Annotated in this window: 15 protein-coding genes; 13 read left to right on the forward strand and 2 right to left on the reverse strand. The window is 32.7% G+C overall.

All coding sequences use genetic code 11. The features are described from left to right. Positions 1–21: 21 nt before the first annotated feature. Positions 22–2,778 (reverse strand): putative LPS assembly protein LptD, encoded by a 2,757-nt coding sequence (locus V8G56_RS10425; RefSeq protein WP_395438389.1) that lies wholly within the window; start codon positions 2,776–2,778, stop codon positions 22–24. An 86-nt stretch (positions 2,779–2,864) separates the two neighbouring features. On the opposite strand from V8G56_RS10425, the gene V8G56_RS10430 reads away from it, so the two are divergent. The 10 genes from V8G56_RS10430 (at position 2,865) to V8G56_RS10475 (ending at position 13,887) form a co-directional block, all read left to right on the forward strand. Continuing rightward, the gene (locus V8G56_RS10430) at positions 2,865–3,992 is read left to right on the forward strand and encodes an N-acetylmuramoyl-L-alanine amidase family protein (protein WP_395438390.1); all 1,128 of its coding nucleotides are present in this window, start codon (positions 2,865–2,867) and stop codon (positions 3,990–3,992) included. Positions 3,993–4,043: 51 nt separating this feature from the next. Next, positions 4,044–4,976 carry an MlaD family protein gene (locus V8G56_RS10435; protein ID WP_395438391.1) on the forward strand — a complete coding sequence of 311 codons (933 nt, stop codon included), beginning with the start codon at positions 4,044–4,046 and terminating at the stop codon, positions 4,974–4,976. Positions 4,977–4,982: 6 nt separating this feature from the next. Beyond that, a complete protein-coding gene (locus tag V8G56_RS10440) occupies positions 4,983–6,284 on the forward strand; it encodes a 4Fe-4S dicluster domain-containing protein (protein ID WP_395438392.1) in 1,302 nt (433 codons plus the stop codon). Positions 6,285–6,331: 47 nt separating this feature from the next. Beyond that, positions 6,332–7,123, forward strand: a complete 792-nt coding sequence (locus tag V8G56_RS10445) for a (Fe-S)-binding protein (RefSeq protein WP_395438393.1) — start codon at positions 6,332–6,334, stop codon at positions 7,121–7,123. Further along, positions 7,120–7,293 (forward strand): hypothetical protein, encoded by a 174-nt coding sequence (locus tag V8G56_RS10450; protein WP_395438394.1) that lies wholly within the window; start codon positions 7,120–7,122, stop codon positions 7,291–7,293. Before V8G56_RS10445 ends, V8G56_RS10450 begins: the two co-directional genes overlap by 4 nt. Continuing rightward, complete coding sequence (locus V8G56_RS10455; RefSeq protein WP_395438395.1) at positions 7,293–7,778, forward strand: ABC transporter ATPase; 486 nt, start codon at positions 7,293–7,295, stop codon at positions 7,776–7,778. Before V8G56_RS10450 ends, V8G56_RS10455 begins: the two co-directional genes overlap by 1 nt. A gap of 123 nt (positions 7,779–7,901) precedes the next feature. Next, the gene (serB, locus tag V8G56_RS10460; RefSeq protein WP_395438396.1) at positions 7,902–9,125 is read left to right on the forward strand and encodes a phosphoserine phosphatase SerB; all 1,224 of its coding nucleotides are present in this window, start codon (positions 7,902–7,904) and stop codon (positions 9,123–9,125) included. 205 nt (positions 9,126–9,330) lie between these two features. Further along, a complete protein-coding gene (locus V8G56_RS10465; RefSeq protein WP_395438397.1) occupies positions 9,331–12,249 on the forward strand; it encodes a glycoside hydrolase family 3 N-terminal domain-containing protein in 2,919 nt (972 codons plus the stop codon). A gap of 50 nt (positions 12,250–12,299) precedes the next feature. After that, on the forward strand, positions 12,300–13,436 hold the full coding sequence (gene bshA / locus V8G56_RS10470) for an N-acetyl-alpha-D-glucosaminyl L-malate synthase BshA (protein ID WP_395438398.1): 1,137 nt from the start codon (positions 12,300–12,302) through the stop codon (positions 13,434–13,436). Between the two features lie 139 nt (positions 13,437–13,575). Then, on the forward strand, positions 13,576–13,887 hold the full coding sequence (locus V8G56_RS10475) for a hypothetical protein (RefSeq protein WP_395438399.1): 312 nt from the start codon (positions 13,576–13,578) through the stop codon (positions 13,885–13,887). A 61-nt stretch (positions 13,888–13,948) separates the two neighbouring features. Here the strand turns inward: V8G56_RS10475 and V8G56_RS10480 are convergent, their stop codons facing one another. After that, positions 13,949–14,431 (reverse strand): hypothetical protein, encoded by a 483-nt coding sequence (locus tag V8G56_RS10480; protein ID WP_395438400.1) that lies wholly within the window; start codon positions 14,429–14,431, stop codon positions 13,949–13,951. 134 nt (positions 14,432–14,565) lie between these two features. Between V8G56_RS10480 and V8G56_RS10485 the strand changes: the two genes are divergently transcribed. From V8G56_RS10485 to V8G56_RS10495, 3 genes are all read left to right on the forward strand, one after another. Further along, positions 14,566–17,496 carry an FAD-binding and (Fe-S)-binding domain-containing protein gene (locus tag V8G56_RS10485; RefSeq protein ID WP_395438401.1) on the forward strand — a complete coding sequence of 977 codons (2,931 nt, stop codon included), beginning with the start codon at positions 14,566–14,568 and terminating at the stop codon, positions 17,494–17,496. A 75-nt stretch (positions 17,497–17,571) separates the two neighbouring features. Further along, the gene (gene aroC, locus V8G56_RS10490; RefSeq protein WP_395438402.1) at positions 17,572–18,636 is read left to right on the forward strand and encodes a chorismate synthase; all 1,065 of its coding nucleotides are present in this window, start codon (positions 17,572–17,574) and stop codon (positions 18,634–18,636) included. 104 nt (positions 18,637–18,740) lie between these two features. After that, complete coding sequence (locus V8G56_RS10495; RefSeq protein ID WP_395438403.1) at positions 18,741–20,186, forward strand: dicarboxylate/amino acid:cation symporter; 1,446 nt, start codon at positions 18,741–18,743, stop codon at positions 20,184–20,186. The last annotated feature ends 2 nt before the right edge of the window (positions 20,187–20,188 follow it).

A 20,188-nucleotide genomic window follows, 5' to 3' on the forward strand; every position in this document is an offset into this window, starting at 1 on the left:
TTAATTTTATATAATAAAATATTAAAGCTGAAGATCAGGTTGATTTCTCTTATCGTATTTAAGATCTTTTAAGATGGTTGATTTAATTCCAATAAAGAAATACCAGGAGGCTCTTGAACTAAAGGGCACCCAGCTAAAATTCATCCTCCAACTTAATAAATCGCGTTCAAAACGCAATTGTGTATAGGTAAAGCCTTGATTTCTCAAGTCATAACCAGATGAAGCACCAACAGACCATTTTGGGGAAAGCTCAATATCGCCCGAAAACATGAGCGAATGAGATGAAATTTCATTTTGTCTTCTTGAATTGTTGTAATTAACAGCATAAGCAATCCGCAAACTCCAGGGTATTTTAAAATTATAGAACTGGCTCACTTCTTCCTCATCTTCATTCTTATTTCCTTCGTCAAATCGATCACTCGTATAGCCATCTGGAAGACCAAATAAACCATCATCACGTCCACCGCTTCTCATGTTTTCTTCAATGCCATTTTTATTCTTATCATCTGCCTTATTGTCTTTACTTGAAAGGGAATAATTCAAGGTTAAGTTGGCACTGGTGAGTCTAAATAGGCTACCACCATTATTTATATTAAAATCAGCAATTTTATTATTGTTGTTATCAAGCGCATATGGATCTAAAGTTGCTCCAAAATTGATACTCATTTTATTTTTAAAAAGTTGGGTGCCCCCAGTCATCCTTATAGGGCTCCATTGTAAAGAATCACCAGCAAAATTATAAGAAGTTGAAAAATTTAAATTATTAAGGAGAATGATTTTTTTTGATTCTGTAGCTGTACTATCCTTATCTTTTACCTTAGCCTCTAAATTATTTGATAACGAAATACCCATAGAACTGGAAAAGTTCTTGTTAGGCACGCCAAAAACACCTTGTTCAAATCTTGTGTATTCAACATCAGATGTTGTTAATCCATCTGCACTGACCACTTCATAGGAATCATAATACTTATCAAAAGATGGATTTATATTGTAACTAATAGAGGGTCTCATAACATGTCTGATAGCCTGAATTTTTGGATCTTTTCCCTCCTTTTTAAAATCAAACATTCCATAGATAGTAGTTCCCAAACTTGTGCTGAAGTTATAGGTCCTAAAGGAGTCAAAACCATTCACGGTTTCTGTAACAGCCTTATTTTCAGTTGGATCAAATGATTTTTCAATGGTTTTAAATGTCCAGACTTCATTATAATTAGTACTCGCACTTAAACTAAAATATTTAAAGACTTTAAAATTAGTACTTAGTGGAATAGTATGTTGAAAACCAGTCTTTGCATCTTGAAACATTTCCTTTTTAAAGAATAAGGAATCAGAAGTTTGTATTCTGTTTTCCCCTCTTAAATTATATTGAAGGTTAACGTTTTGAATAATCCCTTTTTTTGATCCGGTTTTTGGAGCGAAAGGAAATATTCTTCCAACACTACCTTGAAAGGTAGGAAGCGTCATATTGATTTGTTCAGTATTGGTATTTTGCTGGTGTGTTGCAGTTAAACTGAAATTTACTTGGGGATCGCCTTGAAACGTTTTTGAATAGGAAACGGAGGATGACAAGGTGTTATTTAAAAAACTTCCTGTATTTACCTGATTTATAGAAGTTCTGTAATAGTTGCTACTACCTAAGTTGACAGAGGCTGAAAATCGAGAATTTGGACTTGATTTTCCATCCTGACTGTGTGACCAGCGCAAATTATAAACTGTTGATTTTGAGTAATCCGGAAAACCGCGTTCGCTGGCAATTAAATTTTCATATCTAAATCCAAAATTCCCTCTAAATTTATAACGCAAGGCATAATTACTTTCAAATCGGAAACCATAACTTCCGTTTGTATAGTAATCACCTAATACCGCTAAATCTACATAATCACTAATCGCAAAATAATAACCACCATTCTGTAAAAAATAGCCACGTTGATTTTGTTCTCCAAAGGCAGGGAATAAAATGCCTGAAGTTTGTTTTTCTGATTGTGGAAAAAAACCAAAAGGTAAACCTAATGGTGTTGGTACGTCATAAATAAACAGGTTAGCTAATCCCGTCACAATTTTTTTTCCGGGAACTACTTTAGCTTTTCTTAACAAAATATAATATTCAGGATCTTCTAAATCTTGTGCCGTCGTATATTTTCCTCTTGAAATGAAATATACCGAATCATTTTCCTTTTTAGTAATTTCAGCAATTACGGTTCCACCAGATTGTTCTGTTTTGGAATTATAAATAAGGGCTTTTTGAGTTTTTGTATTAAATAAAATAGAATCAGGTTCCACCACATTAGTGCCTTGAGTAAAAATGGGGGCTTGTGAATAGTCGCCGATAGAATCTTTAATTCCTCTTGCGTATACCTCGTTTTTGCTGTAATCTATAGTAATATTACCAGCCTTTATGTTCATATCACCATAAGTAATCTCAGCTTCGTTATATAAATATAATTTCTGTAGCTTTTGATTGAAGGAAGTATAGTCAGTAGCCTTGTAGTCAACAATATGCTCTAAAAGTTCTTTTTTTTTGGTCTTAGTGGTATCTTTTAAAATGGAGTCCTGTACTTTTTCTGAAACCTCAGGTTGAGGTAAATCTGTTTGATCAACAATGATACTATCTTTAACTATTGCTTTTATAGGAGCGCCCTTTTTTGGTATATCTTGACTAAAGCTGTACATGTTTATAAACAGTGTAAAACTTAATGCAAAAAGTAGTTTAAAGTTGTTTGTATACAATGCTTTTAAATGTATTTTTGTAAAAGTATGGCTCGGTTTTTGAAAAGTCAAAATTACATATATTTTTTTTGAGATTATTTCATTATTAAATAAAATTTAAAATAAAAAGAACTTGCTTTTAAGTCATTAAAATCCTTATGAAAACGCCTAAAGTTATACTTTTCGTATCTTTTATTTTTGTTGTAATATTTTCCTCATTTATTACTTCAAGTGAAAATAAATCTCCTCAGTTTGTAGTGGTTCTTGATGCGGGCCATGGTGGTAAGGATCCAGGGAGACCTACAAAAAATGGCTATATAGAAAAAGATATTGCATTGAAAATAGTTTTGGATGTTGGAGAAGAACTAGAAAAAAACCCTAACATTAAAGTCATCTATACGAGAAAAACAGATGTGTTTGTGGATTTATTTGAAAGGGGTAAAATTGCCAATAGAGCCAAAGCAGACTTATTCGTGTCCGTGCATTGTAATGCCCATCACACTCAAGCAGAAGGCGCTGAAACCTATGTTTTAGGAATTCACAGAAATAAAACAAATTTTGATGTAGCAAAAGCTGAAAATGAAGTAATCTACTTGGAAGAAGATTATGAAAAGAAATATGCGGGTTTTAACCCTAATTCTCCAGAAGCTGTTATAGGTTTAACGCTAGCTCAAGAAGAGTATTTAGATCAAAGTATACAATTAGCTAGTTTAATCCAGCATCAGTTTACAAATAATTTAAAACGAAAAGATAGAGGAGTTAAGCAAGCCGGCTTTATTGTATTGCATCAAACCGTAATGCCAAGTGTTTTGATTGAAACTGGTTTTATCACTAATAATTCAGAAGGCGCTTATTTAAATTCAAGGAAAGGACAAAATGAAATTTCCAATTCAATATCGGTGGCTATCACTAATTACAAAAAGAACCTAGATCAAAATGTTGGTGATGAATTATTTGTTGAAGAGGTAGCTCATGAAATTGAAACTAAGAATGATACTAAAACAATCAATACTTTTGATACTAATGTTATTTTCAAAGTGCAAATAGCCGCTGGTTCTAGGAAAATAGATCCAAAGCCCTATAATTTTAATCAATTGGACGACATTTCTTGTGAAAAGGAGAACAATCTGTATAAGTATTATTATGGCGCTTCTTATGATTATAATAAAATATTAAAAATGGAAGATGTCGCTAAATTAAAGGGTTATAAATCTAGTTTTATAGTAGCTTTTAAAGATGGCAAAAGAATTCCTATATCAGAAGCATTAAAATCAAGTGCTAATTAAGGTTATTCTTTTTAAATTTATTTTAAATTTGTTTGAATAAAAAAAATCACTTTGAAAATAACAAAAGAAATTAAAACCGCCATTCTTGTATTATTAGGAATCTTCCTGTTTATTTTTGGATATAATTATTTAAAGGGACAAAACCTCTTTGAACCAAAGAATATTTATTATACTGAATTTGATTATAACGCCTTAAGCAGTTCTTCAGTTGTTACTGTTAAAGGCAACCAAGTTGGGAAAATTCAGGATATTATTTATGATTATAAAACTGGTAAGACAAGAACAGCTTTTTCTGTAAACGAACAATTAAAATTTTCTGTAAATAGTAAAGTCAGATTGTATGAAACTGGTTTAATGGGCGGTAATGCACTTGCTATTATTATTAGTAATGATGGTGAGCTAGCAAAACCAGGGGATGTTTTAGAATCTGAAATTCAAGTAGGCCTTATTACTAGTCTTTCAAAAAACTTTTCCGGATTGAGTACCGATTTAAATGCTACCTTAAAATCTACAGATACGCTTCTAACCAATATTAATAAAATTGTTATAGATGAGTCTGACGCCGGATTAAAAAGAACAATCGCTGAACTTAACGCGACTTTAAAGTCATTTAAAAATTTAGCCAATTCCTTAAATACTGTGGTTTCTGAAAATGATAAGAATATAACCTCCATTCTTGATAATTTTAAAACAACGAGTAATGATTTAGCGGTTATGACTTCAGAATTAAAAGAAGCTAAGGTTGGAAATACTGTTGAATCATTAAATGCAACTTTAACTAATGTGAACAGTCTACTTACGAATCTAAATAATGGTGAAGGATCAATGGGTAAATTACTGAAAGATGAAACATTATATCAAAACTTAGAAGGAGCTACTAAAGAAATGGAAGCTTTATTGAAGGATATTAAACTGCATCCAAAACGTTATTTTAGAATATTATCAAAAAAGGAAATACCTTATCAGGAGTCAGAAACTAATTGATAATCCATGAACTATTTGCCAAACATTCTTTTTGCTATTGCTCTTATTATTGGTATTGGTTATTTTACTAAAAATGTAAAAAAGCTTATACGTAATATTAAATTAGGTCATGATATAGATGTAAGTGATAACAAATCACAACGATGGAAGAATATGGCCATGATAGCCCTTGGTCAAAGTAAAATGGTTCGCCGTCCTGTTGCTGGTTTTTTACATATCATAGTATATGTTGGTTTTGTAATTATAAATATTGAAGTATTAGAAATAATTATTGATGGTATATTGGGAACACATAGAGTGTTTTCTTCAATTGGCCCGTTATATGGCTTTTTAATTGGTTCTTTTGAAATATTGGCTCTGCTTGTTTTTGTTGCCGTTATTGTCTTTTGGATTCGTAGAAATATTTTGAAATTACAACGCTTCTGGAAAAGTGAAATGACTAGTTGGCCAAAGAATGACGCTAATTACATTTTGTACTTTGAAATGGTCTTGATGTCTTTGTTTTTGATTATGAATGCAACTGACATTCATTTTCAAGCCATGAATTCAGGAAATATTATTAGTCAATACATAGCACCATTATTTGAGGGGTTCTCTGTAAGTTCACTCCATATTATTGAAAGAACGGCTTGGTGGATTCATATTTTAGGAATTTTAGTTTTCTTGAATTACCTGTATTTTTCAAAGCATTTACATATTCTTTTAGCTTTTCCAAATACATTTTATGCAAGTTTAAAGCCTAAAGGGCAATTTGATAATCTAGCCGCAGTCACCAAAGAAGTAAAAATGATGATGGATCCAAATGTTAATCCTTTTGCCGCACCAGCCGAAGGTGCAGAAATGCCTGCTAAATTCGGCGCTAGTGATGTACAAGATCTAAATTGGGTTCAACTGCTTAATGCCTATACTTGCACGGAGTGTGGGCGTTGCACCAGTGAATGTCCTGCCAATCAAACTGGTAAAAAATTATCCCCACGCAAAATAATGATGGATACCAGAGACCGGTTAGAAGAAGTTGGGAAAAACCTGGATGTTAATAAAGGAACCTTTGTAGATGACGGAAAACAATTATTAGATAATTATATAACCAGAGAAGAATTATGGGCTTGTACGTCCTGTAATGCATGTGTAGAAGCTTGTCCGGTCAGTATCAATCCGTTATCCATTATTTTAGATATGCGTCGCTATTTAGTGATGGAACAATCCGCAGCACCTGTTGAATTAAATAACATGATGACGAATATTGAAAACAATGGAGCGCCATGGCCTTACAATCAAATGGACAGACTTAATTGGAAAAACGAATAGTAAATTTGAAGATTAAGTCAAACAAATTCAAAAAAAACAAGATAGACATGAGCGAATTACTAAAAGTGCCAACAATGGCTGAATTTATGGCTCAAGGCAAGCAACCAGAAGTTTTATTTTGGGTAGGTTGTGCTGGTAGTTTTGATGATAGAGCAAAAAAAATCACTAAAGCTTTTGTGAAACTTCTAAATAAGGCTCAGGTAGAATTTGCTGTTTTAGGCACTGAAGAAAGTTGTACTGGTGATCCTGCAAAGCGCGCAGGCAATGAATTTTTATTCCAGATGCAAGCTGTTACTAATATAGAAGTAATGAATGCATATGAAATTAAAAAAATTGTGACGGCTTGTCCGCATTGTTTTAATACCATAAAAAATGAGTACCCTGAACTTGGCGGTAATTATGAAGTTATGCATCATACCCAGTTTTTAAAGAGTTTATTGGATGATGGGCGATTGACTATTGAGGGCGGTAAATTTAAAGGGAAACGAATCACATTTCATGACCCATGTTATTTAGGCAGGGCCAACAATGTTTATGAAGCTCCAAGAGATTTAATTATCAAACTTGAAGCAGAACTCATTGAAATGAAAAACTGTAAAAAGAATGGCTTGTGTTGTGGCGCTGGAGGAGCACAAATGTTTAAGGATGCAGAAAAAGGAGATAAAGAAGTCAATGTGGAACGTACTGAACAAGCCTTAGAAATAAAACCAGACATTATTGCTGCTGGGTGTCCATTTTGTAACACCATGATGACGGATGGTATTAAGGTAAAAGAAAGAGAAGAAGATGTAACCGTTATGGATATTGCAGAATTGATTGCAAATGCTCAAGATTTATGATGTTTAAAAAGAATAGAGTAAGAATTTTTGGAACTATTATATTGTTGATTGGAGTATTTTTACTTTCTTATTTAGATAAAGAAGGAATTGATTTTGTTTCAGGAATATTAGTAGGACTAGGAATTGGTCTTATTTTAACCGGACGTATTTTAAAAAGTAATAAAAATTAATGTTAGTAGAATTTAATACATTACCTGACGAATCAAGAGTTTGGATTTACCAAGCCAGTCGTTCGTTCACAGACCAAGAGATTGAAGAAATTCAATCGAGATTAATTGAATTTATCCAAAACTGGACAGCTCATGGTGGTGATTTGGAATCTGGTTATTGTATTAAATATAAACGATTTATAGTACTTGGTTTAAATCAAAACTTAAATCATGCTACCGGTTGTTCTATAGATGCATCGGTTCATTTTATTCAGCAATTAGAAAAGGATTTTTCAGTTGACTTATTAGATAAGATGAATGTCTCATATAAACAAGGAGAGTTTATTGCTTACAAAACATTAACCGATTTCAGAAAAATGGCACAGGAAAAGGCGGTTTCAAAAAACACCATTGTATTTAATAATTTGGTAAATAATATTGCTGAATTTAAAGAAAACTGGGAAGTTCCTGCAAGTGAAAGCTGGCATAGCAGATTTGTTAAATAGTTTTTTCTCTTGTTAAATTAAAATCTTAAATATTCTAATTTACTGTGCTTTATGATTAAAAAAACTTTCATATCTCAAATAGAATAATCATTTTTACGGCTTTCAAGAAAGTAATCATAAATTATGGCTAACGAGATTTTTCTACTAAATATATCCGGACAAGATAAACCAGGATTGACTTCTAATTTAACAAGTGTTTTGGCAGAATATGATGCCAAGATATTAGATATTGGACAAGCAAACATTCACGATACATTATCTTTAGGAATATTGTTTGAAGTGGAGACTGGAGTAAATTCTGCTGCCGTCTTAAAGGATTTACTCTTTAAATCTTACGAGCTCGGTATTAAAGCTAAATTCACACCTATTACTCTTGAAAATTATGAGAAATGGGTAGGTCTTCAAGGTAAAGACAGATATATAATCACAATTTTAGGTGAAAAACTGGCGGCACAACAAATTTCAGAAGTTACCAAAATCATTTCAGAAAAGAATTTAAATATTGATTCTATTAAACGATTAACAGGACGCTTATCTCTTGTCAAGGAACAGGAATACCCCAGAGCCTGTATTCAGTTATCTATTAGAGGTAAAATAGATAATAAACCTGAGTTAACTGAGAAATTTATGCAAATTTCTAGAGAATTAGATGTAGATATAGCATTTCAAGAAGATAATATTTATAGACGAAATAGAAGATTGGTTTGTTTTGATATGGACTCAACTTTGATACAAGCTGAAGTTATTGATAAATTGGCTGAATTGGCTGGTGTTGGTGATGAAGTCAAAGCTATTACCGAATCTGCAATGCATGGAGAAATAGATTTTAGTGAAAGTTTTAAAAGACGCATGAAACTTCTAAAAGGCTTGAGTGAAGAAACGCTACATGAGGTGGCCGTGAATTTACCTATTACTAAAGGAGCCAGAAGATTAATTGATACCTTAAAAAGTTATGGTTTTAAAACAGCTATTTTATCAGGTGGGTTTACATACTTTGGGCTTTATTTACAAAAGGAACTGGGGATGGATTATATGTATGCCAATGAATTAGAAATTAAAGATGGTATTTTAACAGGTGGGTATATTGGTGAAATTGTTGATGGTAATAAAAAAGCAGAGTTCCTGAAAGAAATAGCCAAAAAAGAAGGTATAGATATCAGTCAAACTATTGCAGTTGGTGATGGGGCAAACGACTTGCCAATGCTTAATCTTGCTGGACTCGGGATTGCTTTTCACGCAAAACCAACGGTAAAAGAAAATGCACAAAGTTCTATTTCTAGCATAGGGTTGGATGGCGTTCTATATTTATTAGGTTATCACGATAGACATATAGATTTGATAGAATAGCATTTTATATTTTCACACAATTCAAAATATATTGAATCTAATTTATTGTTTTTTATAATTATTGTTTTTTCTCCATAAATGTTGTTTACAACCTTGTTATAAATCTATCATAAAAGTCTTTTATTCTTCCTAGTAAAAGTGTTATTTTGGCATGGTTTTTCGTCTATGTAATAATTGATTGAAAAATCGACATTAATTCATATTTATGCGCCAAATTAAATTAACCATTTCTATATTTTTTATTTTTAATGCCATCGTTGCACAAAATACAATAGACCCTTTATTAACTTCAAATCCTGAGCAGCAACAAAAATGGGTCGATAGTATTTATAATACGCTTACTTTAAAGGAAAAAGTGGGCCAATTATATACGATACAAGTATTTTCTAATCAAGATGAAGCTACTAAAAAGGAAAAAATTCAGTTAATAAAGGATTATCAAATAGGAGGTGTTATTTATTCTCAAGGCGGACCAGTAAGACAGGCTAAATTAGATAATGAGCTACAAGGACTTTCTAAAGTTCCCATGCTGATTAGCATGGATGCAGAATGGGGATTGAATATGCGTTTAGATTCTACTTTCGCCTTTCCATGGAATATGACACTTGGGGCTATTAAGGATAATAAGTTAATTGAACAGGCTGGAAGACAAATAGGAGAGCATTGCAAACGTCTGGGAGTTCACTTGAATTTTGCGCCTGTTGTTGATATTAACACGAATCCTAAGAATCCCATAATTGGGAATCGTTCTTTTGGAGAAGACAGAGATAATGTCACCAATAAAGCTTCGGCTTTTATGAAAGGTATGCAAGATGCCGGCATTTTAGCCAATGCCAAACATTTTCCCGGTCATGGCGATACTGAAAAGGACTCTCACAAAACACTTCCTACTATTGATTTTGATGAAAAAAGGATTGATTCAGTAGAGATGTTTCCTTATAAAAAATTAATTAAAGAAGGGCTTTCCAGCGTTATGGTGGCTCATTTAAATGTTCCAAGTTTAGAAAAAAGGTCTAAATATCCATCGTCATTATCAAATCATGTTGTGACTGATATTTTAAGGAATTCACTTGGATTTAATGGTTTGATCATTTCCGATGCGCTCAATATGAAAGGTGCTGCAGATTTTGATGAATCAGGAGAAATTGATTTAGCAGCGTTTTTGGCTGGAAATGATATGTTATTAATTTCTGAAGACCCTCCAACAGGAATTGCTAAAATTGCAGATGCTTATTATGAAGGTAAAATAACAGAGGAACGTTTACAGTATTCGGTTAAGAAAATTTTAAAAGCAAAGTATAAGGTAGGATTAAATCATTATAAACCAATTGAAATTAGAAACTTGGCAGAAGATTTAAACCGCATCAAAGACGCCGGTTTATACGAAGAACTTATTGAAAATGCTCTGACAATTGTAAAAAACGAGTCTGATTTAGTCCCACTTCGCAGATTGGAAACCAAAACAATAGCTTATGTTAAAATGGGTGATGATAATGGATCAGAATTTCTTACAGAATTAAAAAAATACGGCAAAGTTCATGAAGTGAAAGCTGAGAAACTGGATGATCTTTTAACACAATTGCAATCTTATAATACGGTTATTTTAGGCTTTCATCGTTCTAATGATAGCCCCTGGAAAAGTTATGAATTTACAGATCAGGAATTGGTTTGGTTATATGAAATAGCTAGAACTCATTCGGTGATTTTAGATGTCTTTGTAAAACCATATGTTCTTGCAGATTTAAAAACTGTTGAAAATATTGAAAGTATTATAGTCAGTTATCAGAATAGTGAAGTTGCACAACAAAAATCGGCACAATTAATTTTTGGTGCCATACCATCTAAAGGCAATTTACCGGTTTCAATGGGTGATTTTTTTAAGGTTGGAACCGGAATTCAAAACAATGTTCTTGAGCGATTGAGTTATACCATTCCAGAACGAGTTGGGATGAGTTCAAAGAAATTAGAAAAGGTGGATTCGTTGGCACAATATGCTGTTGACAATAAAATGACACCAGGAATTCAATTACTAATTGCGCGTAAAGGAAAGGTTATTTATAATAAAAATTTTGGAAAGCATACCTATGACGGAAATGAATTAGTGACGTCAAATGATATTTATGATGTAGCCTCTTTAACAAAAATATTAGCGACCTTACCTTTACTCATGGAATTAGAAGAACAGGGTATTGTAAATTTAGATGATAGATTATCAAAGTTACTTCCGGAATATAAAAACTCTAATAAAAAGAATATTACAATCAAGGAAATGTTATCACATTATGCTAGATTGATACCATGGGTTCCTTTTTATACTGCGACTTTAGACCCAGATACTAAAAAGCCTAGTGCAAAATATTATAGGAGTGTGCCAAGTAATAAATTTAATATTGAGATAGATAATAATTTGTACTTGAGAAGAGATTATAAAGATACCATGCAACTTATTATTAAAGAAAGTAAGTTGTTACCTAGGTTGCGTTATAAGTATAGTGATCTGCCTTATTACATTTTAAAGAAATATATAGAGACACATTACGACAAAGGATTAGATGAGTTAGTACAAGATCATTTTTATGAATCTTTAGGAGCTAATTTAACAATGTATAACCCTTATCATAAAATGAGTGGAAAAGATATCGTACCAACTGAAATTGATGACTATTATAGATACCAAGAAATTCATGGTTATGTTCATGATATGGGAGCAGCCATGCAAAATGGCGTAGGAGGTCATGCAGGCATTTTTAGTAATGCTAATGATATAGCTAAAATTATGCAAATGTATTTGCAAAAAGGATTTTATGGTGGAAAACGTTATTTTAAGCCAGAGACTATGGATAAGTTTAATACTTGTTATTTTTGTACTAAAGAGAATCGTAGAGGAATTGGTTTTGATAAACCCCAATTAGAAGAAGCAGGTCCTACTTGTGGTTGTGTGTCTATGACTAGTTTTGGCCATTCCGGTTTTACAGGTACGTATGCGTGGGCGGATCCGGAAGAGGAAATTGTATATGTGTTTTTAGCAAATAGAACATATCCTAATGCAGGACAAAATTTACTATTGAAAGAAAATATAAGGACAGAAATTCAACGCTTAATATATGAAGCGATAGAAGACTAAATAGGTGTAATGTTTAAAATCTAAAAAATTTTATTCATAAAATAAAAATTATGATTATAGGTATTGTTTGTTATCCAACTTTTGGTGGAAGCGGTGTTGTAGCTACAGAATTAGGTTTAGAATTGTCTAAACGTGGACATGAAATTCATTTTATTACTTATAATCAACCCGTAAGGTTGGAATTATTAAGTAATAACGTGCATTATCATGAAGTTACTGTACCCGAATACCCTTTATTTCATTACCAGCCTTATGAATTAGCCTTATCAAGCAAATTGGTTGATATGGTGAAGCTTCATAAAATTGAGATATTGCATGTGCATTATGCCATACCGCATGCATATGCTGCTTATATGGCTAAAAAAATGCTTCAGGAAGAAGGAATTTTTGTGCCAATAGTTACTACATTACATGGAACAGACATTACTCTTGTAGGAAGCCACCCATTTTATAAACCTGCCGTTGCTTTTAGCATCAATAAATCTGATGCAGTTACTGCGGTTTCCCAAAGTTTAAAAGATGACACTTTAAGGTTATTTGATATTAAAAATGAGATATCCGTTGTTCCGAACTTTATAGATTTGGATAAATACAGTAATAATTTCAAAGATTGTCAACGCGCTATGATGGCTAAAGATGAAGAAAGAATTATTACACATATCAGCAATCTCAGACCAGTAAAACGAGTAAAAGATGTGATATCCGTTTTTTATAATATTCAAAAAGAAATACCTGCTAAATTAATGCTTGTTGGTGAAGGTCCGGAGCGTGAAAAGATAGAACTTCAATGTCTGAAATTAGGCATTTTAGACAAGGTTATTTTCTTTGGAAAAAGTAATGAAATTGATAAGATATTATGTTTTAGCGATTTATTTTTATTACCCTCAGAAACAGAAAGTTTTGGATTAGCTGCTTTAGAAGCCATGGCTTCGAGTGTAGCCGTTATTTCAAGTAATACTGGTGGTATTCCAGAAGTTAATATTCATGGCGTATCTGGTTTTTTAAGTAATGTGGGTGATGTGGATGATATGACCAAAAATGCCCTTTATATATTAAAAGATAAAAAGCGTCTTGAAACTTTTAAAGCGAATGCGCGCAAAGAAGCCTTAAAATTTGATCTACATAAAATTGTACCACAATATGAAGCTATTTATATTGATACATTGTCTAAATGTTTAGTACTATAATTTTTTATTTGAATTTATATTGCCTTTTTTTTTTAGATGTTAATTATATAAGTTATAATTAAAAACATGTAATTAACTGTGCTTTATTGTGTTGTAAATTTAGAATTAGTTATTAACTAATAATTTAAATAAAAACAACATGAAAAAAACAGTCTTTTATTTAATAATAGCAATATTATTAAGTGTGTTTCCTAGTAAAGTTATGGCGTCTGAAAAAAATCCAGTTCCAATTGAAACACCAAATACAGAAATTCCTGCGGAAATAAAACCTTTGCTAAATCGTTTGGATGAAATAAAATCAATGGATAAAACCAATTTAGATTCTTCTGAACGTAAAGTACTTCGAATTGAACTTCGAGAAATTAAAAAGGAAATAAGATCGAATGGTGGCGGGTTATATATATCAGCGGGTGCTATCATCATAATTTTGCTAATTATTATAATATTATAATGATTCTTGATTAAACAAAAAAGCACCTATTAGGTGCTTTTTTGTTTATGTAATTTTAGTTCTAAAATTGATACCGAATACCTAATGCAATATCAAAAACAGTGTTGTCTGTAAAGTCATTATTACCAAATTCAGGCCTGAAATCCAATGAAAGTTGTAATGGTATGTCAAAGTTATACTCAATACCTATATCTCCAGCTGCAAAAATAGTTGTTTGACTTTGATCATTATTTAAATTGTTTTTACCATCAAAAGAGGCTACGCCACCACCAACGCCAACATACCAGTTAAATGATCCATCTAATAGAAACATCCATTGATACAAGCCTGTCAGTTTAAAAGCGTCATAGTTGTTGCTATTCCTCCAGCCTAAATCTAATTCTAAACGGTTGTTTTCGCCTAAAGCACGTTGATAAGAAATTTCAGCGCCCATACCATCACTATCTCCTAAACGTAATCCTATAGCGTTTTCAGAAATCGTTTGAGCATTTGATAAAGTGGTAAAGCCAATAAAAATTAAGGCTATTAATAATAATTTTTTCATAAGTTATAAATATTAGTTTTTTGATATACGAACAATTTGATAAAAAAGTTCATTTAAAATTCTTTTTATATTTACAAAAATAACGACAAAATTGTAATTATATTTAGCTTTCTATTAGATTTATAAACATAGTTATGAAAATTATGGTCTTAACTCCTCATTTACAGGAACTACAAAAATCACTTGTTGGTGAATTGTTTTATGATGAGTTGATGAAATCATTATATGCAACAGATGCCTCTGTTTATAGAATGTTGCCTTTAGCAGTTGCCTACCCTAAGGATAAAGAAGATATTAAAAAATTAATTGCTTTTGCTAGAAAACATAAAACCTTTTTAATTCCGAGAACGGCCGGGACTTCACTGGCTGGACAATGTGTTGGAACAGGTATAGTAGTGGATGTTTCTAAATATTTTACACGAATTTTAGATGTTAATGAGAAGGCGCAAACCGTCACTGTGCAACCTGGGGTTGTACGTGACGCATTAAATAACTATTTAAAACCATTCGGATTGTTTTTTGGCCCCAATACGTCTACATCAAACAGATGTATGATAGGAGGTATGGTTGGCAATAATTCTTCGGGAACAACCTCAATAAAATATGGTGTTACAAGAGATAAGGTTGTTGAACTTCATACTATTTTAAGTGATGGTAGTGAAGTCATATTTAATGATTTGTCAAAGGATGAATTTCATAAAAAATTAAAAAAAGATTCTTTAGAAGGAAAAATTTATAAAAGTATTTATTCCGAACTATTGTCGGAATCTGTACAAAAAAATATCGTTGACAACTTTCCTAAACCTGAAATTCACAGAAGAAATACGGGTTATGCTATAGATGAATTAATCCATTCAGAAGTGTTTTCTGCTAGTGATATTCCTTTTAACATGTGTGAGTTGCTAACGGGTAGTGAAGGGACCTTAGCATTTACGACACAAATAAAGTTAAAACTAGACAAAGTTTTAACGAAGGAATCGGTTTTGGTATTGGCGCATTTTAGTAGTATAGAAAACTGCTTAAATGCTATTGAAAAGCTTATGGAGCATGATTTGTTTACTTGTGAAATGATGGATAAGACCATTTTGGATTGTACCAGACATAATAAAACACAACAAGAAAATCGCAAATTTATCGAAGGGGACCCAAAAGCTATTTTAATGTGCGAAGTGAAAGCAGATACGATTTCAGAAGCCAATTTAAAAGCAGATGCTTTAATAAATGATTTAATCAAAACAAAATTGAGTTATGCCTATCCAAAACTAGTAGGAAACGAAATTGAAAGGGCCACACAATTACGCAGCGCTGGCTTGGGACTTCTGGGAAATATAGTAGGAGATAAAAAATCAGCAGCTTGCATTGAGGATACTGCGGTTGCTTTGCCAGATTTAGCTAATTATATTAAAGAATTTACAGCTTTAATGAAAGGGTATAATCAGGAAGCCATTTATTATGCACATGCCGGTGCTGGTGAATTGCATTTACGTCCCATGCTTAACTTAAAAATGTCTGAAGATGTAGTGCTGTTTAGAAAAATCACAACAGATGTCGCTCATTTAGTAAAAAAATATAAGGGTTCAATGAGTGGTGAGCATGGTGACGGAATTGTGAGAGCTGAGTTTATTTCATTTATGATTGGAGAATCTAATTACAACATTTTAAAGCGAATAAAAACAACATTCGATCCTTATAATATTTTTAATCCAGGTAAAATTGTGGATCCTTTCCCTATGGACAAGTCCTTGAGATATGAACCTGATAGAGAAGAACCGGTGATTGATACTTTATTAGATTTTTCGTCTTCCTTAGGAATTCTTAGGGAAACTGAAAAATGTAATGGTTCTGGTGATTGCAGAAAATTACCTGAATTTGGCGGGACGATGTGTCCAAGTTACCGGGCGACGAGAAATGAAAAAGATACTACCCGTGCTCGTGCAAATGCCTTACGTGAGTTTTTAACGCATTCAAATAAGCCCAATAGATTTGATCATCATGAATTAAAAGAGGTTTTTGATTTGTGTTTAAGTTGTAAAGCATGTGCCAGTGAATGCCCAAGTAGTGTGGATGTGGCTAGTTTAAAAGCTGAGTTTCAATATCAATACCAAAAAGCAAACGGGATTCCTTTCAGAACAAAATTATTTGCTTATAACAACACATTCAATGAGTATGGAAGTCGTTTTCCTAGCTTCACTAATTTCATGTTTTCTAATAAATTTATTTCTTCAATATTAAAAAAATATGTTGGAGTAGCACAACAAAGGAGTCTTCCATTGGTTTCAAATAAAAGTTTAAGTAATATATTTCAAAATATTGAAAAACAAATAGATAAAATTAATTATATAAAATCTGTTTATCTATTTAATGACGAGTTTACAAATTTCTTGGATACTCAAATTGGTTTAGATGCCATAGCCTTATTGACTAAACTAAATTATGAAGTAAAACTTGTAGACCATGCTGAATCAGGCCGTGCGTTTTTGTCTAAAGGTTTATTAAAACAGGCTAAAGACGTAGCAAATATAAACGTCAATAGTTTCAAAAATATAATTTCAAAAGACAGCCCTTTAATTGGGATTGAACCTTCCGCTATTTTAACTTTTAAAGATGAGTATTTAAAATTGGCTGATGATAAAACATCTGCAGAAAATATTTCAAAACACACTTATTTGATTGAAGAATTTTTTCAGAATGAAATTGAAATTGGCAATATTAAAGCAGAGCAGTTCACTTTAGAAGCAAAAGAAATAAAATTTCATGGGCATTGTCACCAAAAGGCCTTATCAAATCAATCTTCAAGTTTTTCAGTTTTAAATTTACCTAAAAATTATAAGGTAACTATTATTCCAAGTGGTTGTTGTGGAATGGCAGGAAGTTTTGGTTATGAAAAAGAACACTATGAGGTTAGTATGACCATTGGTGAACAAACCTTATTTCCAGCCATTAGAAATGCTGCGGAAGATACAATTATAGCCGCTAATGGAACGAGTTGCAGGCACCAAATAAAAGATGGTACCCAGCGAGAAGCAAGGCATCCAATAACTATTTTACGACAAGCTTTAGTGTAATTTTTTTTATGATTTAAAGGGTTTCAATTTTTGTTTCTCTAAGAATAAAATTACATTAGCATCAAAATATTATTTATGGCAGGAAATTCCTTTGGAAAACTATTTACTTTAACTTCTTACGGAGAATCACACGGGCCTGCTTTAGGAGGTGTTATTGATGGTTGTCCGGCTGGAATTGAATTAGATTTAGAGGCAATTCAACAAGAACTGGATAGACGAAAACCTGGACAATCTTCCATTGTGACCCAACGTAAGGAACCGGATACAGTGAAGTTTTATTCTGGTATTTTTGAAGGTAAAACCACAGGTATGTCTATTGGGTTTGTGATTGAAAACACCAATCAAAAATCTCATGATTACACGCATATAAAAGATAGTTATAGACCAAGTCATGCAGACTATGTTTATGATAAAAAATACGGGTTTAGAGACTATAGAGGTGGTGGCCGCAGTTCTGCCAGAGAAACGGCATGTCGCGTAGTTGCTGGAGCCATTGCTAAACAAATGATCAAAGGGGTTGAAATTATAGCCTATGTTTCTGGTGTGGGGACCTTAAAAATAAGCAAGCCTTATACTGAATTAGATTTGACTCAAATTGAATCCAATATTGTGAGATGTCCTGATGCTGATATGGCTGCCAAAATGGAAACTTATATTAAACAAGTACGCGGAAAAGGTGATACGGTTGGCGGTATTGTAAGTTGTGTTATTAAGAATGTACCTGTAGGTTTAGGCGAACCAGTATTTGATAAATTGCATGCTGAATTAGGGAAGGCCATGTTGTCTATCAATGCCGTTAAAGGCTTTGAATACGGTAGTGGCTTTGAAGGAAGTACTATGTTTGGAAGTCAGCATAACGATGCTTTTAATAATGACGGCACCACGAAAACTAACTTCTCGGGAGGCATCCAAGGGGGCATCAGTAATGGAATGGATATCTATTTTAATGTAGCCTTTAAACCTGTGGCCACACTGATTCAGAAATACGAAACTATAGATAAGGAAGGTAATTCAGTTGAAATGCAAGGTAAAGGGCGTCATGATCCTTGTGTAGTACCTAGAGCAGTGCCTATAGTTGAAGCCATGGCAGCGCTTGTTATTGCAGATTTCTGGTTGCAAAATAAAGTCGCTCATTTGTAGCTATTTCCTGCTTTCAGCTTAATCTTTTGTTATCACAAAAGGATAACGCTTCAATCAGGGCTAATAAACGGATTTTACATTTTTTAAATTAAAGAAATACATATATGAAAAAGCTCGCACTACATTGGAAAATTCTAATAGGAATGGTTCTGGGGATCATTTGGGCGCTATTATCAAGTTCTCTTGGATGGAGTGCGTTTACTATTGATTGGATTGATCCTTTTGGTACCATATTTATAAATCTTTTAAAATTAATAGCGGTTCCTTTGGTCTTATTTTCCATTATTAGTGGTGTGGCCAATATTGGTGATCCGGCTAGTTTGGGTAGAATGGGAGGAAAGACCCTTCTTATTTATTTAATTACAACGGTTCTGGCTATTTCGCTAGGATTATTACTTGTAAATACCATAAAACCAGGAAAGTTAATTGATGAACAGAGTAGAATTGACAACAGAATTAATTATGAAATATGGGCTTCTTCACAAGGGTATCAGATAAAAGATGGTATTAACTATCTTCAAGATCCTAAGTTTTTTGAACGTGCAAAAGTAATTTCTGAATTATCTCATTCAGAAATCAAGGAGGCTTCAGTTTCTGATAAATTAGAAAAAGCAACACAAAGAAAAGAAACAACGCCATTACAACCTTTAGTCGATATAGTACCTGACAACTTTTTTTATTCCTTGTCAAATAATGGTTTAATGTTGCAAATCATCTTTTTTGCCATATTTTTTGGTGTTTGTTTGCTATTTATCCCCAACGAAAAATCACAACCTGTTTTAACTTTAGTAGATGGGATTAATGAGGTATTTTTAAAAATGGTTGATTTGGTCATGCAAGCCGCACCGTTTTTTGTTTTTGCTTTGTTAGCAGGCGTCGTGAGTAAAATGGCCGGTGATGACATTGGTAAAGTTGTTGAAATCTTTAAAGGATTGAGCTGGTATTCTTTAACAGTTTTAATTGGTCTTTTGTTAATGATTTTTATCGTGTACCCATCAATTTTAAAAACATTTGTTAGGAAGATCCCTTACACAGGTTTTTTCAAAGCTATGGGGCCGGCTCAAACATTGGCATTCTCAACTTCAAGTAGTGCAGCCACTTTACCTGTAACTATGGAATGCGTTGAACAAAATCTTGGAGTTGATAAAAAGGTAAGCAGTTTTGTATTGCCAATAGGTGCCACTGTAAATATGGATGGCACGAGTTTATATCAAGCGGTTGCTGTTATATTTTTGGCACAACTTCACATGATTGATTTAACTTTTGGACAGCAATTGACCATTGTTTTAACAACCACTTTAGCATCTATTGGCTCAGCAGCCGTTCCAAGTGCAGGATTAGTAATGCTTATCATCGTACTTGATTCTGTTGGCCTAAACCCGGCTTGGATTGCTATTATTTTTCCTGTTGATAGAATTTTAGACATGTTCAGAACTGTGGTAAATGTTACAGGAGATGCTACGGTATGCAGTATTATTGCGAATGGTGAAGATATGTTAGATTATCAGGGTGAAAAGGATCCGACAGAGACTTTTGATTTAGATTCTTAATT

The sequence above is a fragment of the Gaetbulibacter aquiaggeris genome (genome assembly GCF_044003965.1).
Taxonomy (GTDB): Bacteria; Bacteroidota; Bacteroidia; order Flavobacteriales; family Flavobacteriaceae; genus Yeosuana; species Yeosuana aquiaggeris.